Source organism: Aureimonas altamirensis (assembly GCF_023702225.1).
Lineage (GTDB): Bacteria > Pseudomonadota > Alphaproteobacteria > Rhizobiales > Rhizobiaceae > Aureimonas > Aureimonas altamirensis_B.
In genome coordinates this window covers 61495-75997 of record NZ_JAMQCO010000013.1, presented here as the reverse complement: position 1 = coordinate 75997, position 14503 = coordinate 61495, and the positions used below count along the sequence as shown (strand labels likewise).

Below are 14503 nucleotides of genomic sequence, written 5' to 3'. Positions count from 1 at the left end.
GCTGAAGGAGAATGGATTTCGCTATAGCGAACATATCGATCGCGGCCGCAGTCGCTGCCGGCGCGATCTCGTTCCTATCGCCATGTGTCCTGCCGCTGGTGCCCGGCTATGTATCGTTCATTGCCGGCAACAGCGTGGCGACTATGGGGAAGCCCAGCCGGCTGCGCACCGCCACCCTCAGCCTTTGCTTTATTCTCGGCTTCGCGACGATCTTCGTGGCGCTCGGCGCCAGCGCGACGCTCCTCAGCCGCGTTCTCCGCACCTGGACCGTCGAGGCGAACATCATCGGCGGCGCGCTGATCGTCTTCTTCGGTATTGTCACCACCGGCCCTGTCCGCATGCCGTGGCTCGAACGCGATGTGCGCTATCACGGCGATGTCGCGGTCAATGGCCCGTTCGGTGCTTACCTGCTCGGACTGGCGTTCGCCTTCGGTTGGACGCCCTGCATCGGGCCGATCCTCGGGGCGATCCTGACCGTCAGTGCGGTCTCCTCCAGCGCAACCGACGGCATCATCCTCTTGGCGCTTTACTCGCTCGGCCTTGGCATCCCGTTCTTTCTGGCCGCTATGTTCACACAAGGGCTGCTCGGCGCGATGGGCGGGATGCGCAGGGCGGGTCGCGCGCTCAAGATCGGCTCCGGGCTCGTGATGATTGCGATGGGTATTGCGATGATGACGGGCACTTTGAGCTGGTTCGCCTTCTGGATGCTTGCGCGTTTCCCCGTGTTCGGACAGATCGGATGACGCGACTAGTCCTTCCGTGGAACGAGGTGCATCGTCGATGTCGTTAACGATTGGCCGCTTGGCCCAGCAGGCTGAAGCGAAGGTCGAGACGGTGAGCTAGAGTATCAGCGTGCTGGTCTCCTCCCGATCCCTACACGCGAGGGCAGGTGCCTTGGCGTCCTTGGCCTTTCCATGGGCGGCAGCACGGCACTGGCTCTGGCCGGAGCCCGCTTCGACCCCCAGCTTCTGGCGGCCCACTGCGACGAGCAGGCTCGCAACCCGTCGCTTTGCGGCTGGGTGCGCCCTTGCCGCAATCCGCCCCGCGCGTCGCCAAGCCGTTCTGGTTGCAACCGTCCTGGAAGTCGCCGCGTCCCGCACCGACGATGCGGTCCTCATGTTCGATCGGATCGTCGCTTGCCTGTTTCGACGTGCCGAGCGGCGCGTGGAAGCCACCCTCAAGCGAGATCGCGGGACGATCAACGCCAAGGTTCGCCTTCTGGCCCGTCTCGGCGACGCCCTTCTGACCGCACGGCGCGACGAGCATCTTGCCCATCTGTCCCCGCTCGGTGGGCAGCACATCAACCTGAACGGCGACTACCTGTGCTCCGAGGGCGCGGGGAACGGTCGTCTGCGACCGCTCCGTCCGTCAGCTCTCACGCGAAACCGCACCGAGCCTTAGCGTATATCTGGGCCCGTTCTAGGTGCTGACCCCATTATAGCCGCAGCCTTGCACCCAGTGCCGTTTTCGTTCCTCAGTCAGCCGGCGAGCGCGCCAATGATAAAGTCGGACAGTAGCTTGACGTTTAGCAGGGCAATCGTCACCGCGATAGATATCGCTGCAATTGACAGCCAGCGCGGAGCCACCAAAGCGCCCATCTTGGCGTGGCTCATCGTAAAAAACACCAGAGGGAAGACTGCAAAGGAGAGTTGCAGGCTGAGAACCACCTGTGTCATGACAAGCAGCCTAGCAGTGCCGGAATCACCGAACCAGATCGTTACGGAGACTGCCGGCACGATAGCGATAATGCGCGTAATCAGACGGCGTAACCATGGTGCGAGCTTGATGTCGAGAAAGCCCTCCATGACGATCTGCCCCGCAAGCGTTGCCGTCACTGTAGAGTTTATTCCGCAGCAAAGAAGCGCAATGCCGAACAGGGTTGGAGCAATCGCAGCACCAAGAATTGGCGACAGGAGGCTGTGCGCCTCGCCGAGCTCGGCAATCTCAGTCCGTCCTGAGACGTGGAAGGCTCCAGCGGCCAGGATCAAAATTGACGCGTTCACGAGCAACGCGAAGCATAGGGCAATGGTGGAGTCGAGGGTAGCGTATCGCAACGCCAATCGCTTCTCGGGCACGGTCTCGCCATAGGCGCGCGTTTGCACGATGCCCGAATGGAGATAGAGGTTGTGCGGCATCACCGTCGCGCCGAGGATGCCAAGCGCGAGATAGAGCATTTGCGGGTTCGTCACGATCTCGGTGGTTGGCGCAAAACCCCGGATCACCGAACCCCAGTCCGGATCGACCATGGTGATTTGGACTGCAAAGCACACTGCGATCACCCCGAGTAACGTCACGATAAGCGCCTCGACCCATCGAAAGCCGAGCTTTTGCAAGTAGAGGATTAGAAAAACGTCGATCGAGGTTACTAAGACACCGATCTCGAGCGGAACGCTGAACAGGAGATTGAGCCCGATTGCCGTGCCTATCACCTCTGCGATATCGGTGGCGATGATGGCGACCTCGGCTAGGAACCACAATGCATAGGCAACCAAAGGTGTGTAGGCGTCGCGGCATGCCTGTGCGAGGTCACGCCCCGACGCGATTGCTAGACGGGCGCATAAGGACTGCAAGACAACAGCCATGATGTTTGACATTAGAGCAACAACCAGAAGGCTATAGCCAAAGGCCGAGCCGCCTGCGATTGAAGTCGCCCAATTACCAGGATCCATGTATCCGACGGCAACGAGGTAGCCCGGGCCGAGGAAGGCGAAAGCCTTGCGCATCGGTGTCCCGTGCCGCGCGTCGATTGAACCGTGGACATCCGAGAGTGATCCCTCCCCGCGACCCTTGCGCCAGCCCTTATTGTTTGCCGCATCCACCGAGTTCATCCAAGTTCGTCGCTGCTGCGTTTCCCAGCATCGTCACTACAAGTTGTTCGATGGCATAGAGTTTGTCTAGTGACAAACTTTGTGTCTTTGGGTGGTTCGTGATAGCCCACCATCGATATCGCAGCGCGGGGAAGGTGGATAATGGCGAAGAGCAGGGACCCGCACGCAACTTGGACGACCGCGCAGCGCTTTGATCGCGTCCGGCAAGCAGCTCAGTCCGCGACTGCAGAGGACTACGTCGAGCAAATCGACGACCTTATCGCAGAGCAGGGAGAGGCCCGTGCGACGGATTTGGCAAAGCATTTCGGCGTATCGGACGGAACGGTCGCACGGACGGTCCAGCGACTAGCACGTGACGGGCTAGTCGAGAGCGAGCCCTATCGGTCTATCTTCTTGACGTCGCGCGGAAAGGCGCTGGCTGACAAAGTCCGGGTGCGTCATCAGCTCGTGCTTGATTTCTTGATCGCGATTGGCGTCGGACCCGAGGCGGCTGAACTCGATGCAGAAGGCATCGAACACCATGTGAGTCCGGAGACCCTACAGGCATTCCGGACTTATCTTCAGAAGCTCTGAACTCGAAGAGAGTTCGCTCATCTCAATTTAAAGGTCGATGCACAGGAAGTCGAAACTTTGGTGCGTTCTTTGGAAGCCCGAAGGTCGAAATCTGCGCACGCTCTCAAACGGCGCCATTCAATCCATCCCTCACGACGATGGGAGTTGGCGTCGAGACTCGTCCGTATAGATCGACAATGTCTTGATTAATCAAACGGACGCATCCGCTGGAGACTGCCTTCCCGATCGTCCAGAACTCGGGCGTGCCATGGAGACGATAGAGGGTGTCGCGTCCGTCTTGAAAAATGTAGAGGGCTCGAGCACCCAACGGGTTATCGAGACCTGGGGCTTGTCCACCGTTTTCAGCACTGAAGCGCTCAAGTTCCGGCTGACGAGCGATCATCTCCGAGGGGGGAGTCCAGCGCGGCCACTCCCGCTTAAACTGCACGACTCCTGCACCTGACCAGGTAAAGCCTTGGCGACCGAGACCTACGCCGTATCGAAGCGCCTGACCTTCCGGTTGAACGAGGTAAAGGTAATAGCTTTGTGTGTCGACGACGACGGTTCCAGGCCGCTCACCGGTCGGATCGTCGACAAGCCGCCGGTAGAAGCGCTTGTCGACGCGTCGAAGATCCACGGCCGGAATTGGGAAGCGCTCCTGTGGCATGGCCGCGTACATGCTGACATAATAGGGGTCCAGTGGTGACAGTTCGGGTTGCGCCGACGCATCGGATGGCTCGAGCGTCGTTTGCACGCAACCGCTAAGCAGCACCGAGCCGGCGCTGGCGCCCGCCAAGGCCAGGAACTTCCGGCGTGTCGAGCATGATCCCTCGAGAATGTGGAGCATAACTTGGTTCCTTCAGGTCATTTCGCAAGGAATTGGTCAATAGAAAACCCAAATGCCACGGATCGAACGCTTCGGTTGCTACTCAGTTGGCGAGTGTGGATCGGCGAGCGCTGCATCAGGGCGACTGATCGGCACCGAGGTGGTCGATGTACGTCGCGCTAGCGACTTCTCGCCTTCGCGTTGCAGAAGAGTGCGGAAAGTAGGATGCATGCCGCCATCAGCGTAGGCATGAGCGCCAGCGAGCGAACCAGAAGAGGACAAAGCTTGGATCCGTCGGCTCTCAGTTTCAAACCTATCGGCAATGAGTGAGGCAGGGGATGCTGGATCGGAGGGGCAAGCAGCAAGCGGGTCCTGTTCGGTGACGTTTTGATCGAAAACGTAGCGCGAGCTACAGTAGGACACCTTTGGTTCGCGTCGTGTTGTCTCGAACAGGTCGTTGCCGCGCTTCAAATCCATCCAGAATTCGAAGTTGGGGTCATTCCAATGCTTGGCCATGTTCGCCGCCGTCATTCGGAATGGGTAGGCCTGCACCTGGAACGAAGCCTGCCCGCCGCCGAGTGCTTCCCGAGCCATGGCATAGATGTCCGACACACCCTCATCGGTCATCGCGAAGCATCCGGACGACGAACAAGCGCCGTGCACCATCAATGCGTCTCCGGTGTAACCCTTGGCGCGTTCGAGTTTGTTAGGATAGCCGAGATTGAACGAGAGGTAGTATTGCGAGTCCGGGTTTAGCATGCTCGCATTAACGTGGTAGAAGCCTTCTGGAGCTTGGCGGTCGCCATCTCGTGTCTTGGGCCCAAGCTTACCGGACCAACGGCACATTGGGTAAGTGCGGAGTAGCGCGTACTTGCCGCTGCGATCCTGCTTCCAAACCTCGAGTTCGCTCTCCTGCTTGAAGATCCGGATGAGGATTGGACTGCGAGGCGACGTCTCTTTCCTAGACATCTCGGCGAGTAGCTTCGTCGAGATTGGCTGGGCTGCCTTATTCTCGACGTCGAGGACACTTGCCACGCACCCGGAAAGAAGCAGAGCGATGGGAACGATACAGAGTTTCGCCAAGGCGATCATCGATCTGTGTCCTTGCAAGGTGTGGTATGAGAGCACGGCAGGATCGAAGATCCATGGTTAATAATCTCTTGGTACAGTTTTCACGAACTCGGGATATCGGTGCGGTTTGGAACGGCCGTTTCCGCTTCACTTGCAACTGAGGTGGTTCCCATAGTCCTAGCCCTGCCCAGCCATAAAGAAGCGAGGACCGCAACGGCTCCTACAACGATGGCGACATCGGCAATGTTGAAAGTCGGCCAACGCCAGTTACTCCAGTTGATATCCAGAAAATCCGTGACGGCCCCCTGCCGTAGCCGGTCGAAAATGTTTCCTAACGAGCCACCAACGATCAGTGCGAAGCCAAACCGCTCTAGTCCGATCGAGGACCTGACGGCGATGAAGGCGAACCAGACAGTTATGGCGCTGGTGATGGCAGCCAACGTGAGGGGGCGGCCTTCCATTATTCCGGACAACATCCCGAAACTAACGCCTTCGTTGAAGCCAAGCGTAAAATTTAGACCAGGGAAGACCGCAACTGGCGTTCCCAATCCAAGCAGCACGAGCGCCGCAGCCTTGCTGATTTGGTCTGCGGCGAATGCTGCGAGTATCACAACAAAAAGTTGGACGTGTCGCATTGCTAGGGATTCCTGCAAACGATTGTCATCACACCTTCGCGCTCTTCGCCAGCACCGCTTCTGTGATTGAGGCAGGCAACTTTTTTGGTTTCTCAATGAGACCGAGGACCGGCAAGACGATCATAAAATGGCCGAAGTAATAGATCGTGCCTATCAGCGACAGTAGCGGGTAAATGCCTTCGGCAGGGCGTGAACCGAGCCAGCCCAGAAAGATTGCGTTGATCGCGAATATCCAGAAGAAGACCTTATAGATAGGACGATAGGTCGTCGACTTGACTTTGGACGTGTCGAGCCAGGGCAGGAAGAACAGGATGATAATCGAGCCGAACATCACCAGTACGCCGCCAAGTTTGGAGTCGATCGGGCCGATGTTGAAGGTGATGGCGCGCAGCATTGCGTAAAAGGGCAGGAAATACCACTCGGGTACAATCTCTGCTGGCGTTGAGAGCGAGTTTGCCGGTATATAATTATCCGGATGACCGAGATAATTCGGCATATAGAAAACAAAGTAAGCAAACACAGCCAAAAACGCTACCGTTGCAAATGCATCCTTAATGGTTGCGTAGGGCGTGAAAGGCACAGTGTCCTTCGGGGTTTTAACCTCGACGCCCGTTGGGTTGGTCTGCCCCGTGACGTGTAGCGCCCAAACGTGCAGCACCACGACGCCCGCGATCATGAAGGGCAGCAGGTAATGCAGCGCGAAGAAGCGGTTGAGCGTTGGGTTGTCCACCGCGAAACCGCCGAGCAGCAAGGTCTGAATTGGCTCTCCAATCACTGGGAAGGCGGTGAAGAAGCCGGTGATCACCGTCGCGCCCCAGAAGGACATCTGGCCCCAGGGCAGAACGTAGCCCATAAAGGCCGTTGCCATCATCAGGAGGAAGATGATGACGCCAAGAATCCAGAGGATTTCGCGCGGCGCCTTGTACGACCCATAATAAAGACCGCGGAAAATATGCAAATAGACAGCAATAAAGAAGAATGAGGCACCGTTGGCATGCATGTAACGTAGGAGCCAGCCCCAATTCACATCGCGCATTATGCGTTCGACTGAGTTAAAGGCTAGTTCGCTTGATGCAGCGTAATGCATCGCGAGAACCACACCCGTCAGTATCTGAATCACAAGAAAGAGCGCCAGAATGCCGCCGAAGGTATAGGCATAATTTAGATTGCGCGGTACTGGATAGGTAACAAAACTATCCGAAATCAACCTAGGTAGAGGCAGGCGGGTGTCCACCCAGCGCATAATTCCACTCGTCGGGATGTATGTCGATGGTTTCGAGCTCATGGCTATCTCCGCGAGACCAAGCGTAATCCGAGTTTTAGTAGCGTTGACGCTCGGAGGTTGGACTTGATTCTCTTATAAAATATGGAGAACGGTCCGTCTGAAGGACGTTCGTCTGCAAGGTTCACTCCGCGCGACGTTCATGATACGGAAGAATGCCCTCCCGCTATCGATGCTGAAGCCGTTGGCGGGTCCTAAAGCAGGTTTGGTGGGCGATCGATACTGGAGGGTTCACGTCCGTTGATCCCGTCGCTGGACGCAATCCACTCTATCAAGGCAACCGGAATTCGCACTGCAACTCGGCTATCATCTACAAAATCCTGAGAGAAGCAGTGTCCGCCGTCAACCACGTCAATGTCTATCAGCGACTGACTTGTTTTTTGGGTCGTTATGGCGTCGGCGACGCTGACGGTCGATTGTGACGCTTGCCCGCCCACGACAGCTGTCGCTAATGGCTTGTGGACGGTCAGGCCCGCCGCAATACCGACTGCGATGAGGAGGAGACAGGCAATTAGCTTCATCGTACCTTTTTTAGATCATAGCAGATTGGTATGCGACCGAGGCGCTTGGCGTTTGTGTCGGTGCCAACATGTAAAGTCAATCGAAATGGGCAATTTGCGCATTGTGAACTGATCACCCAACTCCGTCCAACTGACGATCCGTTGAATGACAACATACTTTAAAACCGAGACAGAAAATTCATTGCTAACGTCTTGGGGTCAGCACATATAACGGATCCAGATATACGCTAACGGACCGCCGTAGGGCTCGGAGCTGCCATTCCTGCGCCCTGTTCGGAACGGGACACGACAGCATGCCTGCGGCGAGGATCAGCCTGATGCCGATTAGCGTGAAGGTGTTGAGCCGCTCCCCGAAGAAGGATAGGCCCCATACGGCGGCGAAGACGAGGTAGGCATAGTCGAACGTCCCCACGATGGCCGGAGGCGCGCTCTCGTAAGCCCTTACAACGCCCAGCGCGACCAGAACCATCACGCAGCCCAAGCCAATCATCAGCACCAGTCCGTCCCTTCCATCGACCTCCAGCCCCGAAGAGGAAAGGATCGGATGTGCCGAACGGTTGAAGGGTTGCGACGAGACCGCCAAGCACGCCTGCGGCCAGCAAACAGCCATGGAGCGAAAGCGCCAGAACGATGGGACTTTCGTTGGCGCAGCGCGTTCGCGTTAGCACTGCCGCCCCTGCATAGAACATGGCGCCCAGGATCGGCAGCAAAGTCCAGAACGAGAAGTCGCTGCCTGTCGGCCGTAGGATAACGAGGACGCCCACGAACCCAAGGCCGATCCCGAGGAGCGTTCGGCGAGAAACGGCTTCGCTTCCCCATCCAGCCGACAACGCCGCGATGAACAGCGGGGTCGTGTGGAGCGCCGTCGCCGCGATCGACAGGTCCATGTGAGGGAGCGCGGTGTAGTAGGCGATCCACATGCCCGTCAGAAGAACCGAGCGCAGAGCGATCCACGGCTGGACAATCCGGGCAGCTTGAACAATCCCGGAGCGGGCCGAGAGACCGATCAGGATCGGAACGGCGAACACGGATCGAGGAATATAGATCGGCCAAAGGGGAAAGTCCGCTGAAACGGACTTCACGACGGCATCGGCACTGGAAAGCAAAAACACAGAGATGAGGATCAAGGCGATCGCTATTCCGATCTGCCCACGATGCGTTGCTGCCATCCAGTCCCCTCACGGCGTACTCCTGACGCAGGGTACCACGCTTGCCCACCTCGGTTCTGGGATCCTCTAATCTCAACACCAACGTCGTGGAAAGGTCTGGCTCAGGATGGAGCCCGCTCGATCTGTGACCCCGACCTTGGGCAGCACGACCGTTTCGTATCCGAGTTCACGATAGGCGATGATGAGCCGGTCGTACTCGGCGACCGCCTCTGCCAGACCGTGTTGCCGCTCAACGTCGTTCACGTAGATCTCGGGCCACGGCGGCGTCAGGAAGACGCTTTGATGGTTAGCGTTCGTAGGGTGCCAGCACTTCGGCCGCCACGTGTCCTGTCGCGTGCTGAAGCGCCACTGCGGCGTCCACCAAACCGCGGTCGAAGAACACCCAGCCTGGCTGGTCCTCAACGCGCTTCCGGTCCTCGGCTGCGAAATCGATCGCTCGGCGGGCGAAGGCGGCAAGGAGGGTCAACTTCCCGCCAACCCGAACAGCCTGAAAGCACGACTTGGCGAACGCTCATTGCGACTCGTATTCATTGTCCGCTTCCGGGCGAACCTACTGCGGCTCGCAACGGCCAGGAGGGGTCGAACGCGGAAGCGTCAAAGGGGCAGGAGGTGGGAGACGGGCTTACCGTTGATTTCGATCGGCAGTCGAACCAAACTGCACCGAGCGGGAGGGGTATTTCCATGAGTTTGTTCGACAGGTTGTTCGGCCGCACCGAACCCGCCGCAGTCCATTCCAACCAACCTCGATTGTCGGACCTCGCCGAGGCTCCCGATGCCCGGACCTGGCTCCGCACGGCATCAGAACGCGACCATGTGTGGCGAGACCTCGGGGATCTCCGGCTTCCCAGCCGTCGCATCTTCGTCGGCGATCCGACGAACGGACACGACGGCCACATGGAGAGTGTCGCGACAATCGAGCTCGACGCCCTGCGCGTCTGGGTTCTTGAAGCGGGACCTGACCGGAGCGAGTTCGAAGCACACCGCAACGCCCTCGTTTGGCTTGAGGCTCGCGGCACGACGCCCGTTGCCCGGGGACGATCCCTCGACTTCGGCGTCGATGCCGCCTGTTTCGCGATCGGCGACGGCGAGACGGGTGATGCCTTCACGCGGTTGACCGACATTGAACTCGACGCCGGGCGCGGCGACAACTTCGAGTGGATCCTGCCCTTCATTCAGGAGCGGCCGCACTACGCTCGCTGGCTGGAGGTCCCTCCGAACGGGCACCCGATGTTCATCGCCAGCACGGGAGACGACGGGGGCTTTGCGGCAGTCTGGCTGCACGACGGAACCGACGACCTCTCTGGCATTCTCGTCGACATCGCCGGCAGGGAAAGTGACAGCCTGTTTCTCGACAAGCTACTCCCTGAACGCGCCTCGGCGACAGCGCGACCGTCGACGGAATGATGCGCCGCATCGCCATCGTGGTCATTGGGCTGCTTGGATCCGCAGAGCTGGCGTCTGCGCGGCCCGCAGTTCCGGCTCTCGAAAGGCTCTTGAGTCGCTTGAGTGCCGACGTCGTCGCCAGCCCGCGCGCCTTCAACAGGACTTTCGGCGCGAACCTCATCAAGGACGACGGCGGACGCTACTCCGCCAGAAGCTTTGCGTCCGACGTCCTCTTAGACGGGATCCCGTTTCGCGAGATCGAGTTGCGCTCCCCGCGTCGCGGATACCGACCGAAGGTAGGCCCGATCCTGATCATGAACGTCGAACACGAGGCAGCCCCTTGCATCCCGAAGGCCGAAGTTCGTCGCGCCTATCCGGACTTGGAATGGGTCGGCGCGCCTTCGCCGCATGCTATGGACCCGGATGAGATGCTGGAGCGGCGACAGGGCGCAGCGCGGCTGGTATTCGGCTTCCCGGCATTTGGAGCCGACTGCCTGCGGACGATCATCTACCGCTTCGACGACCCGTTGTAGATGCGGCGCCTGTGGAGCCTGCTCTGGCGTGATGGCGTTGCGCATGAGCGATCGCACAAGAAGGAGCTGGACCTACCGGAAGCCTTCTCGAACGATGTGAACCGCAAGGCGCTGGCCTTCGCCATGCCCCGGTCTGCGCATGGCGACGTGAGCGGGCTGCTCCTCCAATCCGTCAGGCCGCTTCCGGAAGCCGCAATCTACTGCGCCGACCCGTCAGCGTTCCGCTCGGTCTTTGTCTACCGCGACAACGTGGTCTTCGCCTTCGCGGAAGGCATGAAAGGGGTTAGCCTGCGGATGCCGGAGGGCAGCGTCGCTGACGCGATCGCCCAAGGCGCCGTCGATCGCGGTGAACTCGGTGACGGCTGGGTGCTCCTGCCCCTCTTCGCGGAGGATGGTCGCTTCCTGGCTGAATTGCCCATCCTCATGCGCGCCGCCTACGAGGCCGCAACGTGAGCGGAAAGGGAACATCGATGCTGCTCCAGATCGGCGAGAGGACGGACCCGGCGGAGGCGCTTCGCGCACCCGGACGGATCGGCGGCATTCTGTGGCCGGCGACCGACTTCGAAGTTCCGCGCTCCATCCTGACGGGCGAGCCGATGGCATTCCTGTTTCAGATTGCATTCCCGCCCCATCACCTGCTCAACCGATCCACAATGGCGATGTTCATGGCGTTGGACGGCGTCAACGAGGACCTTGTCGTTCCGCCCCTGTCGTGCGGCGAGCTATCGCGTGGTCCGGTGACGCCGGAGCAACTGGTTGAGCAACAGGCGCTTCATGGCGCCTACCTCTTTGGGCAGGATGATCTGCAACCCCGTCCCGACCTCCTGTCGCCGGTCGAGGCACATCGGCTCGTTACCAACGAGCATTCTAAGGTTGGTTCGATCTTCGGCCGGATGGGACCGTGCCCCGAATGGCTTTAAAGCGACGAAACGCCCGGCACCTGGACTGATCGAACTGCGAGTGTGTTCGCCTTTTCTATTGCGGAGAACCTCGTCCTCCCGAGGCGAGCCGGAGGGCCGCCCCAAATCGAGTTCAGCTTCTTCGAACCGGAAGGGTGCCGAGCGCGGACTGACGGCTACGAGCTGTTTGCCGGCAACTCCGTCTACTTCTTCGCTTATCCTGAAGCGGAGAACCGTGTAGCCGTGGTCGTGCAAGGAGAGTGAAAGTCTGCTTCCAGCATATCCGCGGACGACCGCGAATGCCTTGGAAGGGTCGAAACGGTAGCCAATGGTACCGCTCAGCCAATCTGCCGAACGGAACGATGGACGCCTCGCTCGACACGGGTGGGATGGACCGGTCCGAGTTGCGCAAGCATGACGAAGTGCTCTAGCGCGAACGCGGCGGACGCTTTCGACGGATCTTGCCTGACCGAAGGGATCGGCAGACGCCGAGGCCGGGAAAAAACCGTAGCATTCCCCTCGTTCAAGCGCTCCAAGCGCGGCCATGCATCGCGCGAACATCGGCTCCCCGTCGGCGTCGTATTCCTCGTAGCTGTCCGGCCGGAACGGTAGAAGGTTACGCGCCAGAACGTTCTGATAGGTGCTTCGCTCGCGTTTTGGTGCACCGGGTCTCGAGAGGAGCGGCGAGGGTGCTAGTTTGGACGACATCAATCGCAGCGAGGAGAGACCGACCTTGAACGCGTCGTGTCGTTCCGACCAGCACACCAGCTCGCCGAACGCCGAGTAGCCAACGACGAAGCAATCTGAAGGGCCGAAGTCCGGATCGGCGTCGAAGATGAAGGAGAGGACGGACGCGTACTCACGCGGTCGCCGACACGTCGCTGTCGGGCATGCTGGTCGCCCGCGAACCGGACGGGCTCGTTGCAGAGAGGGGACGGCCGAGGATGAGCGTCAGCGACAATAGCAGCGAGTTCACCTCGAACGCCATCCTCGCCTGGGCCGATCAGAGCCGCGTCGAGTGGCATTACATCGCGCCGGGCAAGCCGATGCAGAACGCCTTCATCGATAGCTTCAACGGTCGGCTGCGGGGACGAACTGCTCAACGAGACCCTGTTCACCTCGCTGGCTCGGGCTCGCGCGGAAACCGCCCTCTGGCGTGCCAACTATAACACTGCCCGGCCGCACTCCCAGATCGCCTGGCAGACACCTCACGAGTTCGCCAGCACTTTCACCCCGCGACGGTCGCTCGCGCTGCGCTACCCCAACGGCTCCCCGCCAGCGCCCGCCGCTTCACCCGCCCAGCAGGGCAAAACCACCGCCGGAAACGAACTCAAAACTGGATAGAATCTGAGGGCAACGTCACTGAAGCAAGCGACCAAACCCGCTCAGCAATATTTAGGATTGCCGCTTAGAGGAGGGCGATCCAACTGTGCAGCATGGCATCAAAATGGCTCGTCGTTCCCGCACTTTCTCAACATAATATGGTTGGTCGGTACCAACGACAGCCGTTGTTGCAATGTGAAGGACAAAATCAAATAAATACAAAAGTAGGCTTGCACCTCTAGCCACTTGAGGGTGTAGAAAACGGGCGTACCGCTGAGAGGCAATTGGGAGAACAGAATGAACGCCATCGCGAGGGCGGCCGAGATCACGATCTGCTGTGCGATATATGCTTTCATCGGTCTTTTGATCGGTATCGCGTCAGGCTATATCTTCACTAGGCTAATGGAATTGGTAGTCGGTGCGTCTTTGGTGTTCAGCACCTTGGGGCAAATCCTTGTGGCCCTATGGGCGCTTTTCCTTGCAGGGCTCGCTGTCCTTGCTTACTTGCGCTCCTCGCAGCGTTAGCAAGGGCCTCGAAACGGTAACCACCAATATGGGTGGTATGAGCAATTGCGGCGGGCCGAAGAAGTCAGGTCTCCTCTTCCTTCCCTGCGCTCTCATTGAGTACGCGGAGCCATTCGGGCCGCAACGGATCGTGATGATGAATATCGTCAGCTTGCCCTTCCGCTTGCACGGTGCCGGATACCGAGCGCGTAGACCCATCTGCAAAAGCTAGCCGTAATATGAATACGTCGCCCAAAGCCATCGGACGATTTGGCGTCAAGTGCAGATGGACCCCTCTTTGCAGCATCACTAGTTCGGAATGGGCCGGGATCAAAACATTTGAAAGTTCAATTTTGGCTATGTGATCGCCGGTGCGGGAGCTCTGGGCAAACCCAACGTCACTGAAGGCCTCGCTCTCGACGTTCGTGAGCAGCGCCGCCGACGTTGTACCGTTCCATACCACGAGATATCCCTCAAGTCCTTCTCCCGAGTCCTGAGGCGAAATTATAATAACCGCTTTCTCGGGAACGAGGCTTTTCGTTTGTGCCTCTGACGAGCTTTGTGCTGCAGCAGTACTAGTCATAAGGGCAGCGAGAAGGGCCGTTTTGACAAGGCGAACTATCATCTGCAGATTCGAGGTTCAGTGCGTTTTAGGAATGCATTCTGCATGATCGCCACGCACTTCCGTCACACTGCAATTGCCACTGGCATTTGCTCATCTGGGCAATTTCAGCGCGTAGCGCCGTAGGGTGGGCGAACTTGTACTCAATTTCAGTCATACGTGTTTTTACAATGTGGTCGGCATTCTCGCAAGAACGATCCGCCGCTCCGCACAACGCGAGCAGTTCCCTAGATTGACCGATCTCAAAGCCAAGTTCTCGTGTGGTCTGCCCCCCCTGAAAANCTCGCAAGAACGATCCGCCGCTCCGCACAACGCGAGCAGTTCCCTAGATTGACCGATCTCAAAGCCAAGTTCT

General features: G+C 59.0%; 18 protein-coding genes and 3 pseudogenes. 8 read left to right on the top strand and 13 right to left on the bottom strand.

The genetic code is table 11. The features are described 5' to 3' along the window. The first annotated feature begins 11 nt into the window (after nucleotides 1–11). The gene (locus tag NDN16_RS18690) at nucleotides 12–743 is read left to right on the top strand and encodes a cytochrome c biogenesis CcdA family protein (RefSeq protein WP_251114971.1); all 732 of its coding nucleotides are present in this window, start codon (nucleotides 12–14) and stop codon (nucleotides 741–743) included. Nucleotides 744–893: 150 nt separating this feature from the next. Beyond that, a pseudogene (locus tag NDN16_RS18685) lies at nucleotides 894–1025 on the top strand (alpha/beta hydrolase family protein); the annotation flags it as partial. Nucleotides 1026–1478: 453 nt separating this feature from the next. On the opposite strand, the gene NDN16_RS18680 reads toward NDN16_RS18685, so the two are convergent. After that, nucleotides 1479–2828, bottom strand: coding sequence for an Nramp family divalent metal transporter (locus tag NDN16_RS18680; RefSeq protein ID WP_251114970.1), 1350 nt, complete (start codon nucleotides 2826–2828; stop codon nucleotides 1479–1481). Between the two features lie 141 nt (nucleotides 2829–2969). Between NDN16_RS18680 and mntR the strand changes: the two genes are divergently transcribed. Beyond that, a complete protein-coding gene (gene mntR / locus NDN16_RS18675) occupies nucleotides 2970–3401 on the top strand; it encodes a manganese-binding transcriptional regulator MntR (RefSeq protein WP_251114969.1) in 432 nt (143 codons plus the stop codon). Nucleotides 3402–3504: 103 nt separating this feature from the next. Here mntR and NDN16_RS18670 read toward each other — a convergent pair whose 3' ends face one another. From NDN16_RS18670 to NDN16_RS21210, 9 genes and pseudogenes are all read right to left on the bottom strand, one after another. After that, nucleotides 3505–4227, bottom strand: coding sequence for a L,D-transpeptidase (locus NDN16_RS18670; RefSeq protein WP_251114968.1), 723 nt, complete (start codon nucleotides 4225–4227; stop codon nucleotides 3505–3507). Nucleotides 4228–4305: 78 nt separating this feature from the next. Next, nucleotides 4306–5298 carry a L,D-transpeptidase family protein gene (locus NDN16_RS18665; RefSeq protein WP_251114967.1) on the bottom strand — a complete coding sequence of 331 codons (993 nt, stop codon included), beginning with the start codon at nucleotides 5296–5298 and terminating at the stop codon, nucleotides 4306–4308. An 80-nt stretch (nucleotides 5299–5378) separates the two neighbouring features. Then, entirely contained in the window at nucleotides 5379–5912 is a 534-nt protein-coding gene (lspA, locus tag NDN16_RS18660) for a signal peptidase II (protein WP_251114966.1), read from the bottom strand. Between the two features lie 28 nt (nucleotides 5913–5940). Further along, nucleotides 5941–7197: a cytochrome b gene (locus NDN16_RS18655; RefSeq protein ID WP_251114965.1), complete on the bottom strand. Its 1257-nt coding sequence runs from the start codon at nucleotides 7195–7197 to the stop codon at nucleotides 5941–5943. A gap of 191 nt (nucleotides 7198–7388) precedes the next feature. Next, complete coding sequence (locus NDN16_RS18650; RefSeq protein WP_251114964.1) at nucleotides 7389–7715, bottom strand: hypothetical protein; 327 nt, start codon at nucleotides 7713–7715, stop codon at nucleotides 7389–7391. Nucleotides 7716–7899: 184 nt separating this feature from the next. Further along, nucleotides 7900–8298: a hypothetical protein gene (locus NDN16_RS18645; protein ID WP_251114963.1), complete on the bottom strand. Its 399-nt coding sequence runs from the start codon at nucleotides 8296–8298 to the stop codon at nucleotides 7900–7902. A gap of 172 nt (nucleotides 8299–8470) precedes the next feature. Beyond that, nucleotides 8471–8884: pseudogene (locus tag NDN16_RS21170) on the bottom strand (EamA family transporter); the annotation flags it as partial. A gap of 72 nt (nucleotides 8885–8956) precedes the next feature. Beyond that, nucleotides 8957–9127 (bottom strand): hypothetical protein, encoded by a 171-nt coding sequence (locus tag NDN16_RS21215; protein WP_435301130.1) that lies wholly within the window; start codon nucleotides 9125–9127, stop codon nucleotides 8957–8959. 43 nt (nucleotides 9128–9170) lie between these two features. Next, nucleotides 9171–9350 carry a hypothetical protein gene (locus tag NDN16_RS21210; protein ID WP_435301129.1) on the bottom strand — a complete coding sequence of 60 codons (180 nt, stop codon included), beginning with the start codon at nucleotides 9348–9350 and terminating at the stop codon, nucleotides 9171–9173. Between the two features lie 215 nt (nucleotides 9351–9565). Between NDN16_RS21210 and NDN16_RS18635 the strand changes: the two genes are divergently transcribed. The 5 genes and pseudogenes from NDN16_RS18635 to NDN16_RS18615 all read left to right on the top strand — a co-directional run. Further along, entirely contained in the window at nucleotides 9566–10288 is a 723-nt protein-coding gene (locus NDN16_RS18635) for a hypothetical protein (protein ID WP_251114962.1), read from the top strand. Then, a complete protein-coding gene (locus tag NDN16_RS18630) occupies nucleotides 10288–10800 on the top strand; it encodes a hypothetical protein (RefSeq protein WP_251114961.1) in 513 nt (170 codons plus the stop codon). Before NDN16_RS18635 ends, NDN16_RS18630 begins: the two co-directional genes overlap by 1 nt. After that, nucleotides 10801–11253 (top strand): hypothetical protein, encoded by a 453-nt coding sequence (locus NDN16_RS18625; protein ID WP_251114960.1) that lies wholly within the window; start codon nucleotides 10801–10803, stop codon nucleotides 11251–11253. Next, nucleotides 11250–11720, top strand: coding sequence for a hypothetical protein (locus NDN16_RS18620; RefSeq protein WP_251114959.1), 471 nt, complete (start codon nucleotides 11250–11252; stop codon nucleotides 11718–11720). The genes NDN16_RS18625 and NDN16_RS18620 overlap by 4 nt, the downstream gene beginning before the upstream one ends. Nucleotides 11721–12565: 845 nt before the next feature. Beyond that, nucleotides 12566–13043 (top strand): annotated as a pseudogene (locus tag NDN16_RS18615) (transposase family protein); the annotation flags it as partial. A gap of 98 nt (nucleotides 13044–13141) precedes the next feature. Here the strand turns inward: NDN16_RS18615 and NDN16_RS18610 are convergent. The 3 genes from NDN16_RS18610 to NDN16_RS21165 all read right to left on the bottom strand — a co-directional run bounded on the left by NDN16_RS18610 (nucleotide 13142) and on the right by NDN16_RS21165 (nucleotide 14458). Beyond that, nucleotides 13142–13378 carry a hypothetical protein gene (locus tag NDN16_RS18610; RefSeq protein ID WP_251114958.1) on the bottom strand — a complete coding sequence of 79 codons (237 nt, stop codon included), beginning with the start codon at nucleotides 13376–13378 and terminating at the stop codon, nucleotides 13142–13144. 233 nt (nucleotides 13379–13611) lie between these two features. After that, a complete protein-coding gene (locus tag NDN16_RS18605) occupies nucleotides 13612–14151 on the bottom strand; it encodes a copper chaperone PCu(A)C (RefSeq protein ID WP_285292831.1) in 540 nt (179 codons plus the stop codon). 25 nt (nucleotides 14152–14176) lie between these two features. Further along, nucleotides 14177–14458, bottom strand: coding sequence for a MerR family DNA-binding protein (locus NDN16_RS21165; protein WP_353050234.1), 282 nt, complete (start codon nucleotides 14456–14458; stop codon nucleotides 14177–14179). Between the last annotated feature and the right edge of the window lie 45 nt (nucleotides 14459–14503).